The 18840-nt window shown below is 58.5% G+C and carries 20 protein-coding genes; 7 read left to right on the top strand and 13 right to left on the bottom strand.

Features of this window, described 5'->3' with window-relative positions:
- The 3 genes from cydB to cydC are packed head-to-tail and all read left to right on the top strand — an operon-like array spanning position 1 to position 4300.
- Entirely contained in the window at positions 1–1002 is a 1002-nt protein-coding gene (gene cydB, locus MD273_RS07815; protein ID WP_239037179.1) for a cytochrome d ubiquinol oxidase subunit II, read from the top strand.
- Positions 1003–2694, top strand: a complete 1692-nt coding sequence (gene cydD / locus MD273_RS07810) for a thiol reductant ABC exporter subunit CydD (protein ID WP_239037178.1) — start codon at positions 1003–1005, stop codon at positions 2692–2694.
- Positions 2687–4300, top strand: a complete 1614-nt coding sequence (gene cydC, locus MD273_RS07805; protein WP_239037177.1) for a thiol reductant ABC exporter subunit CydC — start codon at positions 2687–2689, stop codon at positions 4298–4300. The genes cydD and cydC overlap by 8 nt, the downstream gene beginning before the upstream one ends.
- 6 nt (positions 4301–4306) lie before the next feature.
- Here cydC and MD273_RS07800 read toward each other — a convergent pair whose 3' ends face one another.
- Together MD273_RS07800 and MD273_RS07795 are read right to left on the bottom strand one after the other, a co-directional pair.
- Positions 4307–5548: a saccharopine dehydrogenase family protein gene (locus MD273_RS07800; protein ID WP_239037176.1), complete on the bottom strand. Its 1242-nt coding sequence runs from the start codon at positions 5546–5548 to the stop codon at positions 4307–4309.
- 31 nt (positions 5549–5579) lie between these two features.
- The gene (locus MD273_RS07795) at positions 5580–5996 is read right to left on the bottom strand and encodes a hypothetical protein (protein WP_239037175.1); all 417 of its coding nucleotides are present in this window, start codon (positions 5994–5996) and stop codon (positions 5580–5582) included.
- 205 nt (positions 5997–6201) lie between these two features.
- Here MD273_RS07795 and MD273_RS07790 point away from each other — a divergent pair, with 205 nt between their 5' ends.
- Positions 6202–6531 (top strand): hypothetical protein, encoded by a 330-nt coding sequence (locus MD273_RS07790; RefSeq protein WP_239037174.1) that lies wholly within the window; start codon positions 6202–6204, stop codon positions 6529–6531.
- Positions 6532–6542: 11 nt separating this feature from the next.
- Positions 6543–7010, top strand: a complete 468-nt coding sequence (locus MD273_RS07785; RefSeq protein ID WP_239037173.1) for a hypothetical protein — start codon at positions 6543–6545, stop codon at positions 7008–7010.
- Between the two features lie 23 nt (positions 7011–7033).
- Here the strand turns inward: MD273_RS07785 and MD273_RS07780 are convergent, their stop codons facing one another.
- Positions 7034–8146, bottom strand: a complete 1113-nt coding sequence (locus MD273_RS07780) for a CapA family protein (RefSeq protein WP_239037172.1) — start codon at positions 8144–8146, stop codon at positions 7034–7036.
- Positions 8147–8206: 60 nt separating this feature from the next.
- Here MD273_RS07780 and MD273_RS07775 point away from each other — a divergent pair, with 60 nt between their 5' ends.
- Positions 8207–8593 carry a DUF3775 domain-containing protein gene (locus MD273_RS07775; protein ID WP_239037171.1) on the top strand — a complete coding sequence of 129 codons (387 nt, stop codon included), beginning with the start codon at positions 8207–8209 and terminating at the stop codon, positions 8591–8593.
- A gap of 4 nt (positions 8594–8597) precedes the next feature.
- On the opposite strand, the gene MD273_RS07770 is transcribed toward MD273_RS07775, so the two are convergent.
- The 4 genes from MD273_RS07770 to MD273_RS07755 form a co-directional block, all read right to left on the bottom strand.
- Complete coding sequence (locus MD273_RS07770) at positions 8598–10028, bottom strand: RtcB family protein (RefSeq protein ID WP_239037170.1); 1431 nt, start codon at positions 10026–10028, stop codon at positions 8598–8600.
- A 32-nt stretch (positions 10029–10060) separates the two neighbouring features.
- Entirely contained in the window at positions 10061–10471 is a 411-nt protein-coding gene (locus tag MD273_RS07765) for an archease (RefSeq protein WP_239037169.1), read from the bottom strand.
- A gap of 110 nt (positions 10472–10581) precedes the next feature.
- Entirely contained in the window at positions 10582–11523 is a 942-nt protein-coding gene (locus MD273_RS07760; RefSeq protein ID WP_239037168.1) for an electron transfer flavoprotein subunit alpha/FixB family protein, read from the bottom strand.
- Positions 11524–12273, bottom strand: a complete 750-nt coding sequence (locus MD273_RS07755; protein ID WP_092005995.1) for an electron transfer flavoprotein subunit beta/FixA family protein — start codon at positions 12271–12273, stop codon at positions 11524–11526.
- Between the two features lie 416 nt (positions 12274–12689).
- Between MD273_RS07755 and MD273_RS07750 the strand changes: the two genes are divergently transcribed.
- Complete coding sequence (locus MD273_RS07750; RefSeq protein ID WP_239037167.1) at positions 12690–14342, top strand: electron transfer flavoprotein-ubiquinone oxidoreductase; 1653 nt, start codon at positions 12690–12692, stop codon at positions 14340–14342.
- A 256-nt stretch (positions 14343–14598) separates the two neighbouring features.
- On the opposite strand, the gene MD273_RS07745 is transcribed toward MD273_RS07750, so the two are convergent.
- The 6 genes from MD273_RS07745 to MD273_RS07720 form a co-directional block, all read right to left on the bottom strand.
- Complete coding sequence (locus MD273_RS07745; protein WP_239037166.1) at positions 14599–15060, bottom strand: FKBP-type peptidyl-prolyl cis-trans isomerase; 462 nt, start codon at positions 15058–15060, stop codon at positions 14599–14601.
- Positions 15061–15261: 201 nt separating this feature from the next.
- The gene (locus tag MD273_RS07740; RefSeq protein ID WP_239037165.1) at positions 15262–15828 is read right to left on the bottom strand and encodes a DUF1285 domain-containing protein; all 567 of its coding nucleotides are present in this window, start codon (positions 15826–15828) and stop codon (positions 15262–15264) included.
- A 13-nt stretch (positions 15829–15841) separates the two neighbouring features.
- Positions 15842–16738 carry a radical SAM protein gene (locus MD273_RS07735; protein ID WP_239037164.1) on the bottom strand — a complete coding sequence of 299 codons (897 nt, stop codon included), beginning with the start codon at positions 16736–16738 and terminating at the stop codon, positions 15842–15844.
- Positions 16739–16775: 37 nt separating this feature from the next.
- A complete protein-coding gene (locus tag MD273_RS07730) occupies positions 16776–17225 on the bottom strand; it encodes a SixA phosphatase family protein (protein WP_239037163.1) in 450 nt (149 codons plus the stop codon).
- Between the two features lie 22 nt (positions 17226–17247).
- Positions 17248–18315, bottom strand: coding sequence for an NAD(P)H-dependent glycerol-3-phosphate dehydrogenase (locus MD273_RS07725; protein WP_239037162.1), 1068 nt, complete (start codon positions 18313–18315; stop codon positions 17248–17250).
- A gap of 23 nt (positions 18316–18338) precedes the next feature.
- Entirely contained in the window at positions 18339–18830 is a 492-nt protein-coding gene (locus tag MD273_RS07720; protein ID WP_239037161.1) for an STAS domain-containing protein, read from the bottom strand.
- Between the last annotated feature and the right edge of the window lie 10 nt (positions 18831–18840).

Below are 18840 nucleotides of genomic sequence, written 5' to 3'. Positions count from 1 at the left end.
ATGGAACTGTTCGATCTGCCCCTGATCTGGGCATTCATTATCGGCTTCGGCATCATCATGTACGTTCTCATGGACGGCTTCGACCTTGGAGTCGGCATTCTCTTCCCGTTTGCCCCGAGCGAAGGGGATCGGGACACCATGATGAACTCGGTGGCCCCGGTTTGGGACGGCAATGAGACATGGCTGGTGCTCGGCGGTGCCGGCCTGTTGGCGGCTTTCCCGATGGTGTACTCCATTTTCCTGCCAGCTTTGTATATTGGCGTGTTCCTGCTGCTCGCCGGATTGATCTTCCGGGGCGTGGCCTTTGAGTTCCGGTTCAAGGCGCGGACTTCCCGATACCTCTGGAACTGGGCCTTTGCCGGCGGGTCCACTGTGGCCTCCTTCGCCCAGGGTGCAGTGGTTGGTGCCTACATTCAGGGATTCGAGACGGTCAACGGCGCCTATGCCGGGGGAGCCCTGGACTGGTTGACGCCCTTCACCGTGCTTACCGGCCTTGGCATGTTAGCTGGCTACGCCCTGTTGGGCTCTACCTGGCTGATCATGAAGACCGAAGGACGATTGCAGGAATGGGCTTACAGGATCACTCTGCCATTGCTCGCCGCGGTGCTGGTGATCTTCGGCATCATCAGTGTCTGGACCCCGTTCGTGGACGACCTCGTTCGCGAGCGCTGGTTCTCGAACCTGAGCGTGATCTGGATCCTGCCGGTGCTGACCCTGCTGTGCGCGTTCCAGATTTTCCGCTCGGTGCGTAACCGCTTCGAGGGCATGCCATTTGTGGCCACCATGGGGCTGTTCATCACGACTTACCTGGGCCTGGTGGTCAGCCGCTGGCCGTATGTGGTGCCGCCGGAATACACGCTCTGGGAGGCCGCGTCCGCCTATGAATCCCAGCTGTTCCTGTTGCTGGGCCTGTTGTTCGTCATCCCGATCGTACTGACCTACACGGCCTGGACCTATTGGGTCTTCCGGGGCAAGGTCCGCGCCGGCGAGGGCTACCACTAAATGACAGCTCCGGACCAGCGAAACGTTCGCCGCTGGCTCACGGAGCTCGCCGCTGGCAATCGGCGATGGATACAGGGTGCCGTACTGACCGGCACCCTGGCCGGCATTGCGACTATCGTACAGATGGTCTTGTTGGCACGAATCATTCACCTGGGCGTGCTCGAAGGCGTTCCAGCCTCACAATTGACCGGACTCTTTGTCGCCCTGGTCTTCACCCTTATCGTCCGTGCTGTCTTCCAGGGGCTGCAAACCCGTCTTGCGGCCCAGTGCAGCAAACGGATTCGCCGTTCGGCCCGCAGGCAGATTCATCGGCGTTGGCAGGCGTCAGGTCCGGTCGCCATGGGCCGGGAGTCACCCGGAGCGCTTGCCCGGGAATGGATTGATCACGTAGAAGCCCTGCACGGCTATTACGCCAGGTTTCTGCCCCAGATGCAGTTGTCGGTCATTGTGCCGCTGCTGATTCTTGGGCTGGTTTTCTGGGTCGACTGGCTGGCCGCAACCTTTCTGCTGCTCTCTGCCCCGCTGATCCCCCTGTTCATGGCCTTGGTGGGAATGGGAGCCGAGAAACTCAATCAGCAGCATTTCAAGTCCATCAGTCGACTTTCCGGACAGTTTCTGGACAAAGTGCGAGGCCTCACTACCCTGCAACTGTTCGGCCAGACCGAACCGGCCGCAAACCTCATTGCCCGGCGCTCCGACCAGTACCGGGTCGTCACCATGAAGACCCTGAAGGTCGCCTTTCTGTCCTCTGCGGTACTGGAATTCTTTGCGTCCGTGGCCATCGCGGTCATCGCCATCTACGTTGGTTTTGGGTTGTTGGGATACATCAGTTTTGGTCCCGCCGATGAACTCACCCTGTTCAGCGGATTGCTGATCCTGCTTTTGGCACCGGAGTTTTTCCAGCCATTACGGACTCTCTCTCAGTTTTATCATGACCGCGCGGCCGCGCTCGGTGCCGGCGCCGAGATCCTGGCCCGGCTCCATCAAGGGGTGGAAGGCCCACCGCCACGAAAATCAGTACAATCAGCGCCAGCGGCGAAAGGTTATGAGCATGTCGTTACGATTGATAACGTCACGCTTACCCATCCGGGTGACCAATTGCCATGGTTCCGGAACCTGAATCTGACAATCGAGAAAGGCCAGGCAGTTGCCCTTACCGGACCGTCCGGGGGCGGCAAATCCTCGTTGCTGTATCTGCTGGCCGGCTTTCTGGCACCGGATTCCGGTGAAATCCGGGTGTTTGGTCAGGCTCCCGGGAAGGCCGGCTTTGGCTGGCTGGGCCAGAAAGGATTTCTCGTGCATGGGAGCTGGGCTGATAACCTGAGGCTCACCTCACCCGACGCCTCGGATATTGCCATTGATACCGCACTCCGCCGGGTGGGCCTGGGAGATCTCGTGAACGGCCGCAAGGACGGAATCTACAGCGAGGTTTCCGATCAGGGCCGGGGCCTCTCCGGTGGTGAAGCCCGGCGATTGAGCCTGGCCCGGATATTTGTCGCCGATTACGACCTGATACTGCTGGACGAACCAACCGCCGGGCTCGATTCCGCCAGTGAGATTTTCATTCTGGAAAGCCTCCGCAAGCTGTCTCAGTCCGGCAAGACCCTTATCTTTTCCACTCACCACCATGCCCTGCTCGCCCTGGCCGATCGCGTCCTGACCGTCGACAACGGGGAGGTTGCCGATGCGTGAACTGACGCCCTGGCTTGCCCTGATCTCCCGGCGCCCGTGGCGACTGGTTCTAGGCGGGGTGCTGATTCTGGCGACCCTGGTTTCCGGCATAGCGCTGCTGGCACTGTCGGGCTGGTTCATCACCGATACAGCCATCGCCGGAATCCTGCTTGCCGCCGGCACCCAGGTGGCAGTCAACCTGTATGTTCCCGGCGGTGGTATTCGATTCTTTGCGGTTTCGCGGACAGTGGCCCGGTATCTGGAACGGATCTACAACCACGATACGGTTCTGAGGCTGTTAATGGACATCCGGGTGGCGCTGTTCCGCAAGCTTGCGAGCACCAATCGGGTGGGTCAGTCAAAACTTTCCGGGGCTCAGTGGCTGTCACGCCTGACCAGTGATGTGGATGCGCTGGATACGATCTACCTCAGGGTGATTGCACCTGCCGGGCTAGCCGCGCTCATCACCCTGCTGGTCACGTTGCTCGCCTGGCGTCTCTTCAGTGGCACCGTGGCTCTGGTGCTGCTTGCCACCACCACCCTCAGCTTTGTGCTGGCGACGGCTATCGTCTATGTCCGGACCCGCAAACCATCCTATCGTCAGGCCGATCGACAGGAAGCGCTGCGAACCGCCGTGGTGGAACACATTGAGGGGTTCGCGGAACTGCGCGCGGCCGGACGTACCGGGCGCCACGGCGCCTGGTTGCTTCGCCAGGCCCACCGGATGAATTCGGAGCAAGTTGAAATAGACTCCAGAGTGGGCTGGCACCAGGCCATCAGCCAACTCCTGATCAACCTCAGTGCGGTATTTGCACTCTGGGCCGGCTATGCCCTGTTTGAGTCCGGTGCTATTTCAGGCCCGGTCCTGGTGCTGCTGCCGATTGCGATTCTGGGGCTTGCAGAAGTGTATTCAATGCTACCCGATGCATTCGGCAAGTTGGGCGCTACTGTCTCGTCAGCGGCGCGGCTTAATCGGGATGTCTCGCCAGCCGGCAAAGCTGACAGGATAGCGGTCGACGAACCGTCCGAGGAAATGGCCCTGGTTGCCTCGGACATCGCGGTCAGGCACGAGGGCTTCGCTCCCGTGCTCACCCATTTTGATCTTACCCTGGCCCGGGGCGAACGGATCGGCATTCTGGGGCGGTCCGGCAGCGGCAAGTCGTCACTGGCCGATACTCTGGCAGGACTGTTACCGCCATCCAGGGGGAAACTTGCACGCCAAGCCTGCGTCTACCTGACCCAGCAGACCGTGCTGTTCGACGACACCTTGCGGGCCAATCTGGTGCTCGGGAATCCGGAGGCCAGCGACGCCCAGATGTGGCAGGTGCTGGAACTCGTGGAGTTGGGCGAGCGTTTTGCCCGGGAGCAGGATCAGCTGGATACCTGGCTGGGGAACACAGGCAGCCGCCTTTCCGGAGGGGAGGCCCGCCGGGTAGCACTGGCTCGGGTGCTGCTGAATCCGGCACCCCTGGTTATCCTCGACGAACCCTTTACCGGGCTGGACGCGGACACCAGAGGCCGGATCAGTAAACGACTGGACCGCTGGCTGGAAGGCCGATCTGTACTGAGTCTGGCTCACGGGTCGGAAACTTTGCCGGCAACCGACCGCGTAATTCACCTCGGATGAGCGTTTCTAGCGGGTCTCAACCACTTCGAAGGTCAGGCCCGCTTTTTCCGTTAGCCGTTTAAGCAGGTCGCCATCGAGCAACGACGCGGGAGTCCAGAAACCACCGGGTTTGTCGTCCGGAACGTCGAACGCCAGGCACATGCCGGCTTCACCCAGCATCTTGGCAGTGGAGCCATAGCCGGGATCACGATCACCGGTCACCTTGGTGATCATGGTCTTGCCATCTTCGGTGCGCCCGACGAAGCGAATATCGAAAAAACCGGTGCGTTGCTCTTCGGGGCTCGGCCCCTCTCCGGGCTTGGGCACCAGCTTTTCCACGACCCAACGGGTGGGCTTGATGGCTGAGGCGGTAAAGAACGCACCCAGCGCCGCCGTCATACCGTAGGCACTTGCCCTGCCCTTGAGGCCCCGGCCCGTCATCATGGCCTCGTCATAGGTGAATTCCTTCCCGTAACCTGCGTCCTGCAAGGCGTTTGAACGGTGCACAACACGGGTATTGATCGCACCCATCACAAATGGTGCCAGCCAGACCTGGAAGGTCTTGTCGAATTCTGCGGTCTTCAGGCTCGGTTGGCGGGTTTGCGACCGGTGCTCCGGTGGGCAGATGGAAAAGGGGTTGGCCAGTTCCTTGCGCAGTGCCGGATCGGAGCCTGCTTCCTTCGCAATGTTGATCATGGAAGCGACAGTTCCGCCAGAAAGCCCGCCTTTGGCAGCCTTGACCCGCATACGGACATCCTTGCACGGGGAGCCGAAGGTTTCCCCGGCCTGTTGTTGCAGGAACCAGACACCGAGATCGGAAGGAATCGAGTCAAAGCCACAGCAGTGGACAATACGGGCACCGGAAGATTTCGCCTCCTCTTCGTAGCGCTCAATCATCTTGCGGATCCACTGGACCTCTCCGGTCAGGTCACAATAGTCGGTGCCGGAACGGACGCATGCCCGGACCATGGGTTCGCCATAGAGTGCGTACGGCCCGACAGTGGAAATCACTGCCCGGGTCTGGCCGCAAAGGGTTTCGAGGGAGGCTTCGTCCGATACATCGGCGAGTATGACCGGTAACTTCCCGGCCTTGCTTCCCAGTTCGCTTTTTACGCCCTCCAGCTTATGGCTGGAACGGCCGGCAATAGCCCAATTGACCGATCCGCCTACCCCGTATGTCTCGAACAGGTAGCGGGTCAGGATCTGGCCCACAAAACTGGTTGCCCCGAATACGACGAGGTCATAGGTAGTATTTGGTGTCTTTGCCATCGGAGTTCCTCTCCTTGCATTCAGAATTTGATTATAGGGTTGAGGAATTGGGGCGTGCGCCCATCAGACGGACCAGAATGGCAACGCCCAATCCCCAGAATCCGTTGAGTAACAGTCCGCCAATCCACGTCTGCGCAGTTACCTCCAGCCCTTTAAGAGGAAACACCACAAGCATGGCGACAGCAGTCGGCGCCAGGGCTCCGACGAGGATGTGACCAAGCCAGAACCCGACTCCCGCGAGTCTGCCCAGAGCCAACCAGAGCGCCATACCCCAAAGGCCGCCGAAGAAGGCCAGGGAGACAACCTGGGGCACGCCAAACGGCGGAACCGGTGTCATATTGAATGGCTCGCTGGGCACCATGCCTGCGAGGTAAAAAACCATGAAAAGCCCCTGATGAAAAATCAGGGTCGCCAGAAATCCGGCTATAAATGCCTTGATCCAGACCATTGCTGGGTTCCTTTGTGATAGGGAGATCCGCTAACCGGTTGATTCTCCGTTTACCATGAGACAGCTGCAAATCAAGGTAGCAGCTTTGTGCATTGCTTCCAGTTTCCGAGTTTCTTTCCGGGTCGCGTCTACTCGGCCAATCGTTTGGATTTCAGGTTGCTGCACACTGGCGGCTGATCTCCTGAAACCAACGTGGAGGCCTCCGTTGCTGACATTATTACTGGTACTGAGCGTTATCCTGATCCTGTTCAGTGGTTTTCTCTTCTGGCAGATCCTGGAGCAGAGAAAAGTCATATCCCGGATCATGGAGCAGGACAGCATCGATGAAACCGGATCTGATCCGGAGCTGGTGCTTACGCTCAAAGTGCTTGACCCGATTTCCGTTGCCAAACGGGAATCGCGATCCGCACGGCTGCTTGCCGACCGACTGCCGGTCATGGTGAGCAAGATGGTGTATCAGGAGGTGATGAAGGAGCTCGAGCAGGAACTGCGGGAGCGCGAAATCGATGTCTACATGCAGATCGAATACCGCTGAAGGTGCCGGATATGGTCGCTGAAGTGCTTCTGTCTCTGGTCCTGCTGCTCCCGGCTGCCCTCCTGGCCCTGGTCTTCCGTCAGCTACAGGCCTGCCGGGTTTTGCTAAGAAGAATCAACTCACGGCGGATAGCCAGTCGCAGTGTCATTCAGAAAAGGCGAATGGACCTGATGGAAGTCCGTAACCGGACGAAACTGTTCGAGGAGACGGTTTCCGGTGGCGCGAGTGCGGTGGAAAAGGTGCACAGGGCCATCTCGAGCACTACCTTTGGCCTGATCGACCGATTCTCAAAGGACGACGACTTCAGGGAGAACGCCATGCGGGCACGTGCCACGCACGACCAGACCACCAGTGAGTTCTATGGCGCAGTCCGTACCACCAACCGGGCCCTGCATATTCTGGCGGATACGCTGATTATCAGTAAGGTCGAAAAACGTATCCTCTCCCGTCAGAACCAACGTCCCTCTGACACTGACTGAAAGGCCAAGTGAATCCCGGATTGCTACCAGGCAAGTTCGAGGGAGGTGCCGTCAAGCATTTCCAGCACTGTGCCGTAGTCACGGCAGGTCTCATTCAGCCGGTCACCAAGCCAGGCCGCCTCCCGTGGTGTGGCCCGGTTCAGCCGAAACCGCTCCATGCGCATGGGCACCATCCGAAGGCCTTCCAACAGACCCTTGTCGCGGTCGATCGTTGCCAGATACAGCAGCGACAATTCCGGGTGAAAAGCCTCGTAACCGCGGATGCCTTCGTAGTCATTGATCAGGTCGCCGCAACCATAAAGGATCAGGCGCCCCTTCCACACTTCGATCCCGAGCGGATGGTGAGAGGAATGGCCGTGCACCACGTCGACACCCGCTTCCTCAATCAGCCGGCGCGCAAATAACCGCGCCTCGTCATCCACGTAATAACCCCAGTTGCCACCCCAATGGACCGAGACCACGACCCGGTCATCCGTTCGCCTATATCGTTTGAGGTTCCGGACAATCGCCTCCACCGCCTGATCGTTCAAACCAGGCAAAAGAAACACCCCGCTGCGCCCCTTACCCGCTGCCCAATCCCGGGGAATGCCACTTGATTCGAGCCCGCAGGCAACGACCAGTAGCCTTCCACCGCCGTTCAACGGAAGAGCAGCCGGGGTCATTGCCTCTGTCTTATCCCTGCCAGCTCCGGGCGTCAGGAACCCCGCGGTGCGGAGGACGCGCAGAGTTTCCTCAAGGCCTCCCCGTCCCCAATCGAGTACATGGTTGTTGGCCAGGCTACAAATGTCGAGACGCGCTGCCAGGAGGCAGCCAATGTTGTCCGGGTGCATTCGATAGTGAATGCCTTTGTCGGGCCAGGGGTTATCGTTGGTCGTTAAACTGGTTTCCAGGTTGACGATGCGTGCATCTGGGCGGAACTGATCCAGCACAGGCAGCGCGTCACCCCAGATATAATCACCGGACACCTGTCTCGGTATGGGGCCGGCATCCCTTTCCGCAAGAGCGACATAGTCCCGGGCATCGATCACGCTGGGCTCATATAGCCTTGGTCTGGAGGGAACAGGCATGATCTGGTCGATACCCCGACCGGTCATCACGTCGCCAGCAAAAAAGAGTTTCAGGGGTTGCTTTTTCATCGTTCATCCATCAGCTATTGTCTATAAAATAGACAATAAAGGACGTCGGAGGAATCGCTCATGCTGGATACGAACCCGGACACCGTTTGTCATCTGGTTCAACTGGCGCGGGAGTTTCACGCCCAGGAACAGGTTGTCATACCGACCGACTCCGGTGATGCAAGTGAGGACTGGCATCTGCAGATGCTTGCCTCCCATGCCGGTGACGCCACCCTGGAGGAGTTCCGTTCGGTGATTACCGACCTGGAACCTGATCAGCAACAACAGGTGGTGGCGCTGCTATGGCTGGGCCGCGGCGACTACAGTCTGGAGGAATGGAGCGAGGCGCTATCCTACGCTGCAGACGCGTGGAACGATAAAACCGCCGATTACCTGATCGCCCATCCACTGTTACCGGACTACCTGCTCGAGGGGCTGTCCCTGATGGGCTATTCCTGCGACGACTGATCGATCAGCCTTTGACCACACCCAGGGGACGCAGCCGGGCAACCCGCCGGGCCAGTCCGGCCATCTCCGCGGATTCCACTACCCGGTCTACGTCTTTGTAGGCACCCGGAGCTTCCTCGGCAACACCGCGCATACTGGGGCTCCGGACATGAATGCCCTGGCCCCGGAGGTCATCCACCAGTTTGCGTCCCTGCCACAACTGCCTGGCGTGCCTGCGGCTCATGGCGCGGCCGGAGCCGTGGCAGGCAGACCCGAACGACTTGTCCTCGTTCTCGGCCAACCCTGCCAACACATAGGAAGCCGTGCCCATGGAGCCTCCAATTAACACCGGCTGTCCGCTGTCGCGAAACTCCTGAGGCAACTCTGCGTTGCCAGGACCGAACGCACGGGTAGCGCCTTTGCGATGAACCAATAACTTGCGAGCCCGGCCCTGGACTGTGTGGATTTCCTCTTTGCAGGTATTGTGAGAAACATCGTAGAGCAGGGTCAAAGCCGCCTCGGACACCATCTCCGCGAACGTCTGGCGCGTCAGGTGCGTAATTATTTCGCGGTTCGCCAGGGCACAGTTGGTGGCCGCGCGCATAGCACCCAGGTAACGCTGGCCAACTTCGGACTGTGCCGGAGCACAGGCGAGTTCCCGGTCGACAAGAGCGATACCGGCAGTTTTCGCGGCTTTCACCATTTCCAACAGGAACTCAGTGCCTATCTGGTGCCCGAGTCCCCGGGAACCGCAATGAATGCTTATCACGACTTCGCCGGGTTTAAGACCGAAGCGATTTGCCGTATCGGTGTCATACAGGTCAGTCACCTGCTGCAACTCAAGATAGTGGTTGCCGGACCCGAGGGTTCCCATTTCATCCGCCTGCCGCCTCCGGGCATGGTGAGACACGTGTTCCGGCATGGCCCCGGCCATGCGACCGTGCTCCTCGATATGGTCCAGATCTTCAGCCAGGCCCCAGCCCTGCTCCACGGCCCACCAGGCACCTCCCCTGAGCATTTCGCTCATGCGAAGATCGGACAGGTGAATCTGGCCCACACTGCCAACACCGGCCGGAATGGTATTGAAAAGAGCGTCCATGAGATCCGGGAGTATCGGCCGTACCTGCTCGATCGTCAGTCCGGTGTGCAGCAGGCGAACGCCGCAGGAAATATCAAAACCAACCCCTCCGGCTGAAACCACGCCGCCCTGCTCAGGATCAAAGGCCGCCACCCCGCCTATTGGGAAACCATAGCCCCAGTGGGCATCCGGCATGACATAACTCGCACCCACGATGCCGGGCAGGGTCGCCACGTTCCGGACCTGTTGGTACACCTTCTCATCCATGGCCTCGACCAGTGCCCGGGAGGCGTAAAGCACCCCGGGGACCCGCATATTACCCTTCTGAGGCAGCTCCCATTCGAATTCACTGCGTTGTATAAGCCTGGAAAGGTCCATAATCCGCCTCCGTGCGATCTGCGATCACATAATCAGACGTCCACGACACACTGGGCCCGCCAACGTCCGGACTTCTGACCTACGAAAAGTTCGGTTGCAGTGGCACCTTTAACCTCCACCGCCGGTTGGTGACGATCAATGTCGACAAGCTCGCCATAGGCGGTTCCCCGGAGTTCCGGGCCATCGATGGTGATGTTTATATGATGGAACAGCATACGACGGACGGCCATTTCAAAGATGATGGCATTCAGGAAGGCAAGAAAGAGGAGCTCGGGATCGTCGTCGGACACTTCGATGGGAACAGGAATGCGTGGTATGACAAGATCAGGTTCAGTGACAACTGCGGTAAGGGCAATGGCGGCCTGTTCGAAGGCCTCGCTGAGGGTTTTACCTTCCCCGCGGATACCTTCATCCGCTTCATGATAGAAAAGTTCCCAGCCCATTCCCGGTGGCTCCCTGCCATCTTTACGTCCATTCATTATTGATACCGGGCCAGGGAAATATCAATAAAAAAAGGCACCCTCAGGTGCCTTTTCTCAAGCTATTCTGAAAGTTAGAGAACTTTCTTCAGCTCTTCTTCCAGCTGCGGAACCGCTTCGAACAGGTCCGCGACCAGGCCGTAATCGGCTACCTGGAAGATCGGGGCTTCTTCGTCCTTGTTGATCGCAACGATCACCTTGGAATCGGACATGCCCGCCAGGTGCTGGATGGCACCGGAGATGCCCACGGCAACGTACAGTTGCGGAGCAACGATCTTACCGGTCTGACCAACCTGCATGTCGTTCGGTACGAAGCCGGCGTCGACTGCGGCGCGGGACGCACCAACGGCAGCGCCCAGCAGGTCGGCAACACTTTCCAGCATCTTGAAGTTGTCGCCGTTCTGCATGCCGCGACCACCGGAGATCACGATACCGGCAGAGGCCAGGTCCGGACGGTCGGATTCGGCTTTCTCTTCGCTCACGAAGGCAGACAGACCCGCGTCCTTCACAACGTCCAGCTGCTCAACAGAGGCAGAACCACCTTCAGCGGCAACGGGATCAAACGCGGTCGGACGAACGGTGATGACCTTGATGCTGTCGCTGGACTTCACTGTCGCGATGGCGTTACCGGCGTAGATCGGACGCACAAAGGTGTCGTCGGATTCAACGCGGATGATGTCGGAAACCTGGGCAACGTCCAGCAGCGCAGCAACGCGCGGCATGAAGTCCTTGCCAGTGGTACCGGCAGCGGCCAGAACGTGGCTGTAGCCCTTGCCCACTTCGGCAACCAGCTCGCCCAGGTTCTCGCCCAGGAAGTGACCGTAAGCAGCGTTGTCGGCAACCAGAACCTTGTTCACGCCCTCAGCCTTGGCGGCAGCTTCGGCAACGGCACCACAGTTCTCGCCGGCGACCAGTACGTCGATGTCACCGCCAATGGCCTTGGCAGCCGCTACAACATTCAGGGTAGCCTGCTTCAGGCTGCTGTTGTCGTGTTCAGCAATTACCAGGATGCTCATTTAGATCACCTTCGCTTCATTCTTCAGTTTATCGACCAGCTCAGCTACGTCAGCCACCTTGACACCCGCCTGGCGCGCGGCCGGGGCTTCGACTTTCAGGGTGGACAGGCGCGGAGCAACATCAACACCCAGGTCGGCCGGGCTCATGTTGTCCAGCGGCTTCTTCTTGGCCTTCATGATGTTCGGCAGAGACGCGTAGCGCGGCTCGTTCAGACGCAGGTCGGTGGTGACGACGGCCGGGAGGTTCAGGGAAACGGTCATCAGACCACCGTCCACCTCACGGGTTACGTTGACCTTGTCGCCCTCAACAACCACTTCGGAAGCGAAGGTGCCCTGACCCATGCCGGTCAGCGCGGCCAGCATCTGGCCCGTCTGGTTGTTGTCGGAATCGATGGACTGCTTGCCGAGAATGACCAGCTTCGGCTCTTCCTTCTCAACAACAGCCTTCAGCAGCTTGGCCGCTTCGAGAGACTGGACTTCTTCGTCGGTCTCGACGTGGATACCACGGTCAGCACCCAGGGCCAGAGCGGTACGGATTTGCTCCTGTGCAGCCTTCGGGCCGATGGAAACCACCACGATTTCACTGGCAACACCCTTTTCTTTCAGACGAACCGCTTCTTCAACAGCGATTTCGCAGAACGGGTTCATTGCCATCTTGACGTTGGCGAGGTCAACACCGGTGTTGTCCGGCTTGACGCGCACCTTCACGTTGTAGTCGATAACTCGTTTTACAGCGACCAGAACCTTCATAGATTCCTCGTTCTTCTACGATGGGTTTAATGACTCGCAGTCCCCGCGGAGCCTGCCGAAATTCAGTGCGCACTAATGATGGAGGCAACGCTCAGCAGAATCAATAGCCTCAAACGACGCGCCGGGACTGCTTTAAAAGCCAATTCGACGGTGTTGACCCCGATTGGCAATGAGACGATACTAAAAATCGACTCAAAACACACGATATTTCGGTGTACACGTACAATGCCAAAGCTTAACCCGAATTTCAAACAAACGTTTGTTTGATTTATTAAATGCGGTATGCTTTCGGTTAAATTGGCCGGGTTATTCGGCTCGGGGCAGTCGTCTATAGGCATTTTTACCGGTATGATGACGCCCCTGTAATCGGCCTGCGGGCAAATAATATCCAATAGAAGCTGTTTGAGGAGACCAACGTGGAACGCGAATCGATGGAATTTGATGTTCTGATCGTCGGCGGCGGCCCTGCGGGCCTGTCGGCAGCCTGCCGCGTCATGCAACTGGCGCAGGAAGCCGGCGAAGAACTGACCGTATGCGTGGTAGAGAAAGGGTCCGAGATCGGTGCGCATATCCTCGCCGGTACCGTATTCGAGCCCACTGCCCTGAACGAACTCTTCCCGGACTGGAAAGAGAAAGGCGCTCCGCTGAACACCCCGGTTACCCGGGACGACATCTTCCTGCTGAAAAACCAGGAAAACGCCACCAAGATCCCGAACGCCTTTGTGCCCAAGAACATGCACAACCATGGCAACTACATCATCAGCCTGGGCAACCTGTGCCGCTGGCTGGCCGAACAGGCCGAGCAGCTGGGTGTTGAAGTGTACCCGGGCTTTGCCGCGGCCGAGACCATTGTTGAGGATGGCCAGGTCAAGGGCATCATCACCGGTGACATGGGCGTGGCCCGTGACGGTTCAGAAAAAGACGGCTACATGCCGGGCATGGAACTGCGCGCCAAGTACACCCTGTTTACCGAGGGCTGCCGTGGTCACCTGGGCAAGCGCCTGATCAACGATTTCAAGCTGGACGAAGGCAAGGATCCGCAGCACTACGGCATCGGCATCAAGGAGCTGTGGGACATCGATCCGGCCAAACACGAGCCGGGCCTGGTTATTCACACCACTGGCTGGCCGCTGAACGAGTCCGGCTCTACCGGCGGTTCCTTCCTCTACCACCTGGAAAACGGCCAGGTTTACGTGGGCCTGATCACCGATCTGTCCTACAGCAACCCGCACCTGAGCCCGTTCGAGGAATTCCAGCGCCTGAAGCTGCACCCGGAAATCAGCAAGTACCTGGAAGGCGGCAAGCGTGTATCCTACGGTGCCCGCGCCATCGCCAAGGGCGGCTACAATGCCCTGCCGAAGATGAGCTTCCCGGGTGGCCTGCTGCTCGGCTGTGACGCCGGCACCCTGAACAGCTCCAAGATCAAGGGCTCCCACACCGCCATGAAGTCCGGCCTGCTGGGCGCAGAAGCGGTATTCGAGGCCCTGAAGGAAGGCAAGAGCGGTGAGGAAATCACCAGCTTCCAGAAGCGTTTCGAGGAGAGCTGGCTGTACAAGGAGCTCTACGCCGAGCGTAACTTCGGCCCGGCCATGCACAAGTTCGGTAACGTTGTGGGTGGTGCGATTGCCTTCTTCGAGCAGAACATCCTGCGCGGCAGCCTGCCGATCACCTTCCATGATACCACTCCGGACTACGCCACCCTGAAGCCGGCGTCCGAGGCCAAGAAGATCAACTATCCGAAGCCGGATAACAAACTGACCTTCGACCGCCTGTCCTCGGTGTTCATTTCCAACACCAACCACGAGGAAGACCAGCCGGTTCACCTGAAGCTGACCGATCCGGACATTCCGCTGAAGGAAAACCTGCCCAAGTACGACGAGCCCGCGCAGCGCTACTGCCCGGCCGGCGTATACGAAGTCGTCGAAGCGGAAGACGGCAGCGGCAAGAAATTCCAGATCAACGCTCAGAACTGTGTTCACTGCAAGACCTGTGACATCAAGGATCCTGCCCAGAACATCAACTGGGTAACTCCGGAAGGTGGCGGTGGCCCGAACTATCCGAACATGTAAATTTCGGAGTTCGGAGTGAACATGGGGTCAGATGAACGCGTTCATCTGACCCTTTTTTGTGTACCCCAGGGGTCTGAAGAAAACCTTCTTCTGACCCCATCTTTAACCTTGCCCCCTTTTATTCCAGACACATATTCCAGGCACAAAAAAACGGCCCACAAGGGGCCGTTTTTCGCAAAGGCGGGGATAGAACCTCAAGTTGGGGTCAGACCCCGTTTTCAGGACCCCGCTTCCATTCCCGCCTTCAGGCGCGACTTCAGTGCACGTGGCCGTGCTCCTGCTCTTCGTCAGTCGCGTCACGGGTCTCGACCACTTCCACGTCAAAGTGCAGGGTCTGGCCAGCCAGAGGATGGTTGGCATCGATGGTGACGGTCTCGTCGCCAACTTCCACTACACGAACGATCTGGGGGCCGCCCGGAGTCTGTGCCTGGAACTGCATTCCCGGCTCGATGGTGTCAACGCCTTCGAAGGCAGAGCGCGGAACCGGCTGGATCAGTTCTTCGTTTACTTCGCCGTAGCCTTCTGCCGGCTCAACGGAAACCTTCACCTGATCACCGGAGTTCTTCTCGGTCAGCGCGCTTTCGAGACCACCGATGATGTTCTGCGCGCCTTCGAGGTAAGTCAGCGGCTCACGACCTTCTACACGGGAAGAGTCCAGTTGCTCGCCCTGGTCGTTGGTGAGGGTGTAATGAATGGTAACAACACGAGGTTGGGCCATTTTATCTCCTTGCGTGTCGCAATGACTGCATTTATGAATTAAGGCAATCGAAAGTGATCATGGACAGCCGGACTGCACAGAGGGACTAACGACCACCGGGCCTCGTTAGAGAGCCAGGCTCGATAACAAGTAAGAAAACACAGTTTAACAAGTGACAGGATGCGTTTTCTACCGTGGTTGATGGGGGCAAAGCGGTCTTTTTCAACCGCCCTGCCCGACTTTCCAGAATTTTCCGTGGCTCATAACGCCATAAACGGTTTCTTCGCCAGCGTTTTTTTCAATCACCAGATCCGCCAGCTCGTAGAATGCGGCCGTAACAATCCGGGCTTCGACACCATGGCGAACCTTGACCGTGGGCCGCGGCTCACCCGAATCCGGATACTGCCCCACCTCCAGCGGGTGGTCCTCGCTGATTTCCAGCGTACCACCAACATTGGTGGTAAGGGCCAGCACCTGGTCATCGCCGGAACCACGCACTTCAAGGGAATGCGCCAACAACGGCGTATCCTCAACCTGGATTCGCCACTTCTCGACGGGGGTGACGAGGTAGAATTGGCCATCGTCTTCTCGCCGTAGGATGGTGGAAAACAGCCTGACAATCGCCTCCCGACCCAGAGGCTCACCCTTGAAGATCCATTGGCCGTCCCGGCGAATCACCATGTCCATGTCTCCGGACAGCTCCGGGTGCCACTGTTCCAGCGGCGGAAGGCCCGGCTTGCTGACGGTGTCCTCAACTTCTTTGGCGAAGGTATCCGGATTCTTGCCCATGGCTCAATGCCTCCTAGAGTCCACGCATCCATTCTGCCCGCAGCGGCGCCGCGCCGGGATTGCTGATCGCGAGATTCACCTGATCGAGAAGTTTTGGTTTATCCCTGCCCAGAATACCCTTGAGCACCAGGTAGTTGGAGGCGTGATCACTCCGGAAAACGGTTTTCTCAAGCTCAAGATGCTCCAGGAATAGCCGGATTTCCTCGAACAACCCCTGCTGTGACAAAGGGACGAAATCCTCACCGAAACCGGCGCGGAAGCGATCTTCGCCCTGTGGAAAGCTAACCACCAGGGTGGACAGATAGTCCGGCTGGGTTTCGTTACACAGATGCGCCGTATTAATGGCGTGTTGGCGGGACAGGTTTTCACCCCCCAGGCCATTCAGTACCATAACCGAGCTGGTCAGACCCGCTTCCCGGATCTTGACCAGAGCCGAACGGGTGGACTCCCATGTTTCGCCCTTGTTGACCCGGCGAAGCACCTCGTCGTCGCCGGACTCCATGCCAACGTATAGAATGGCCAGCCCGGCTTCCCGAAGTTCCGCCAGCTCCTCGACACTTTTCTTCGCCAGGTTACGGGGCAAACAATAGCTTGATACCCGCTGAAGATCCGGAAAGGCCGCTTTCAGGTCCCCAAGGATCTCCAGCAGACGACGGGTTGGCAGGACCATCGCATCCCCATCGGCCAGGAAGACTCGCCGGACACCACCGAGCGTCCTGGCAGCGTTCTCGATATCCTTGCGGATTTCATCCGGTTTCCGGGCCCGGAACTTCTTCTGTGGCTGGGTGTACATCTCGCAGAACGTACACTTATTCCAGGAGCAGCCGTTGGTAACCGGCAGTATCAGGGATTTGGCCTCACTCGGTGGACGAAACACCGGCTCGACATAGTCGATGGGAAAGCTGTACATAGGTGCTTCCGAAGTCAGAAAGTGTTTGTGAGTAAGATCAGGGCAAAAACTGGGCTTTCAAGTCCGCGCACCCCGGACCGACCACAGGCATGTCCAGCATTACCGCCTGGGCAGTCATGAAGGGGATACCTCGCCGATGGCCATCAACCAACAGGGTGGACAGGCTCCCGACAAAGGGCATGTGGGAAACGATCAGCAAGCGTGATTCCCGGAACTCCAGCAGGGCATCCAGGCAGGCGCCGGGATCATCATCGGGAGTAATGAAATCCTGCTCATCGATCCGGCAATTCAGAATCTCGGACATGATGCCGGCTGTCTGGCGCGCCCGGACGTAAGGACTGCTCCAGATCAGAGCCGGCCGCCAGGGTGATTCGGCAATCCGGTGCGCCACAGCACCGACTGCATCCCTCCCGGCTTCGGTCAGCTCCCGTTCCTGGTCAAGAGTATGCCAGCTGGCTTCGCCGTGGCGCATGATGCTCAGTTGCACGGCAACCTCCGGGTGATGCAGTTTATTGGCTGATGGTGCGGGGCAGAATGAACTCCACGTCGGAATTCTGTACCGCCATCATCAGGCTATTGATGACCGCCTTGATCGACGCTGTGCCATAGAGAATCTCGTACAGCCCACGCACCAGCGGCATATAGATGCCAATCGATTCGGACTTTTCCTTGACCAGCTTCAAGGTGTAAATGCCCTCTGCCACCTGCCCCAGCTCCTTGACGGCTTCATCCAGGTTCTGACCCTTGCCGACCGCATAGCCGACGCGAAAATTACGGCTCTTGGACGAGGTGCAGGTCACGATCAGGTCACCAACGCCTGCGAGCCCCATGAACGTCATGGGATTGGCACCGAGGCTAACCGCAAACCGGCTCATTTCCGCCAGGCCACGGGTTATCAGCATAGCCTTGGCGTTCTCGCCCATATCCAGTGCGGATGCAAGACCAGCAACAATCGCGTAGATATTCTTCAAGGCGCCCGCCAGTTCAACGCCGTAGACATCAACATTGGCGTACACACGGAAATACTCGCAACCGAGCAGATCCTGCACGGCGCGACGCACATCCGGATCCTTGGCAGCAATCACGGTGGCTGTCAGGTCCCGGGCGGCAATTTCCGCCGCCAGGTTGGGGCCACTCAGCACGCCGATCTGGCAGCGGGGAATTTCTTCCTGCAGGATCTCGCTCATGAGCTTGAAGCCGTGCTCTTCGATGCCCTTGGTGAGACTGACCACGATCTGGCCATCGCGGAAATCGTTGCTGTGCTCCCGGATCACGGCCCGGAAAGCCTTGCTGGGAATGGCGACAAAGACGACCTCGGCCTTGCTGACCGCACCCGCAAGATCCGTGGTGGGCTCGATATCACCCTCGAGTTTGACACCGGGCATGTAGCGACTGTTGATACCCGTTTTCCGAATCTCGTCGGCCTGGGCCTGGTCCCGCATCCAGAAGTGCACCCGGTGGCCGTTTTCACCCAGTACCTTGGTCATCGCGGTTCCGAAACTGCCGCCGCCCAGCACTGCAACGTCATGTGGCGGATTCTGGGCCCCTGAATCGTGGGACGCATTAGTATCAGACATAGTCATTCCGTGTTGTTATCGGATCAGCCGTGCTCTTCACATTCCAGAGCACGCACCAGATTCTTGAACTCTTCCCGGTTCTTCCGGTTCATGCCCATCAGTACCTTGTGGGCGTCGAGAACCTTGTCGCGAACCTGCTGTTCGCTGGCTTTCAGTACCGGAATCTCTTCCAGTTCCTCAATTCGGGAGGCGGGTTCCCGGACAATGATGAAGATCTTGTCGAACCCCATGGAGGTGATGATGCGGGTGATATCAGGATTGGTGGAAATCAGCGTGGGCAGAAAATGGCTCTGTTTCTGGGCTGCCATGGCAATCTTGGCGAGCAGACCGAGCGTCGTGCTGTCGATGATATCGGTCTCGGTAAGATCGATTACCACGGTCTTGAACTGTGGATCCTGGGTAATGGACTCAACCAGATTATCCAGCGTCGAACAAAGGTTCAGCCGGATTTCACCGATAAACTTGAGGACATAAATGCCCTGCTTCTCAGCTTGCAGGATCTTGTAACCAGTCATGTTTCACACT

It is taken from the genome of Marinobacter sp. C7, assembly GCF_022343555.1.
Classification (GTDB): domain Bacteria; phylum Pseudomonadota; class Gammaproteobacteria; order Pseudomonadales; family Oleiphilaceae; genus Marinobacter.
The sequence above is the reverse complement of the archived record's forward strand: the minus strand, read 5'-3'. Positions and strand labels throughout refer to the sequence as shown.

What these genes read in the sequence shown, in the direction of transcription:
- cydC (WP_239037177.1), top strand. Translation starts at nt 2,687, where the DNA reads ATGCGTGAACTGACGCCCTGGCTTGCCCTGATCTCCCGGCGCCCGTGG.
- MD273_RS07765 (WP_239037169.1), bottom strand. Translation starts at nt 10,471, where the DNA reads ATGGGCTGGGAACTTTTCTATCATGAAGCGGATGAAGGTATCCGCGGG.
- MD273_RS07775 (WP_239037171.1), top strand. Translation starts at nt 8,207, where the DNA reads ATGCTGGATACGAACCCGGACACCGTTTGTCATCTGGTTCAACTGGCG.
- MD273_RS07755 (WP_092005995.1), bottom strand. Translation starts at nt 12,273, where the DNA reads ATGAAGGTTCTGGTCGCTGTAAAACGAGTTATCGACTACAACGTGAAG.
- MD273_RS07740 (WP_239037165.1), bottom strand. Translation starts at nt 15,828, where the DNA reads ATGGGCAAGAATCCGGATACCTTCGCCAAAGAAGTTGAGGACACCGTC.
- cydD (WP_239037178.1), top strand. Translation starts at nt 1,003, where the DNA reads ATGACAGCTCCGGACCAGCGAAACGTTCGCCGCTGGCTCACGGAGCTC.
- MD273_RS07725 (WP_239037162.1), bottom strand. Translation starts at nt 18,315, where the DNA reads ATGTCTGATACTAATGCGTCCCACGATTCAGGGGCCCAGAATCCGCCA.
- MD273_RS07785 (WP_239037173.1), top strand. Translation starts at nt 6,543, where the DNA reads ATGGTCGCTGAAGTGCTTCTGTCTCTGGTCCTGCTGCTCCCGGCTGCC.
- MD273_RS07745 (WP_239037166.1), bottom strand. Translation starts at nt 15,060, where the DNA reads ATGGCCCAACCTCGTGTTGTTACCATTCATTACACCCTCACCAACGAC.
- MD273_RS07760 (WP_239037168.1), bottom strand. Translation starts at nt 11,523, where the DNA reads ATGAGCATCCTGGTAATTGCTGAACACGACAACAGCAGCCTGAAGCAG.
- MD273_RS07720 (WP_239037161.1), bottom strand. Translation starts at nt 18,830, where the DNA reads ATGACTGGTTACAAGATCCTGCAAGCTGAGAAGCAGGGCATTTATGTC.
- cydB (WP_239037179.1), top strand. Translation starts at nt 1, where the DNA reads ATGGAACTGTTCGATCTGCCCCTGATCTGGGCATTCATTATCGGCTTC.
- MD273_RS07780 (WP_239037172.1), bottom strand. Translation starts at nt 8,146, where the DNA reads ATGAAAAAGCAACCCCTGAAACTCTTTTTTGCTGGCGACGTGATGACC.
- MD273_RS07795 (WP_239037175.1), bottom strand. Translation starts at nt 5,996, where the DNA reads ATGGTCTGGATCAAGGCATTTATAGCCGGATTTCTGGCGACCCTGATT.
- MD273_RS07735 (WP_239037164.1), bottom strand. Translation starts at nt 16,738, where the DNA reads ATGTACAGCTTTCCCATCGACTATGTCGAGCCGGTGTTTCGTCCACCG.
- MD273_RS07770 (WP_239037170.1), bottom strand. Translation starts at nt 10,028, where the DNA reads ATGGACCTTTCCAGGCTTATACAACGCAGTGAATTCGAATGGGAGCTG.
- MD273_RS07800 (WP_239037176.1), bottom strand. Translation starts at nt 5,548, where the DNA reads ATGGCAAAGACACCAAATACTACCTATGACCTCGTCGTATTCGGGGCA.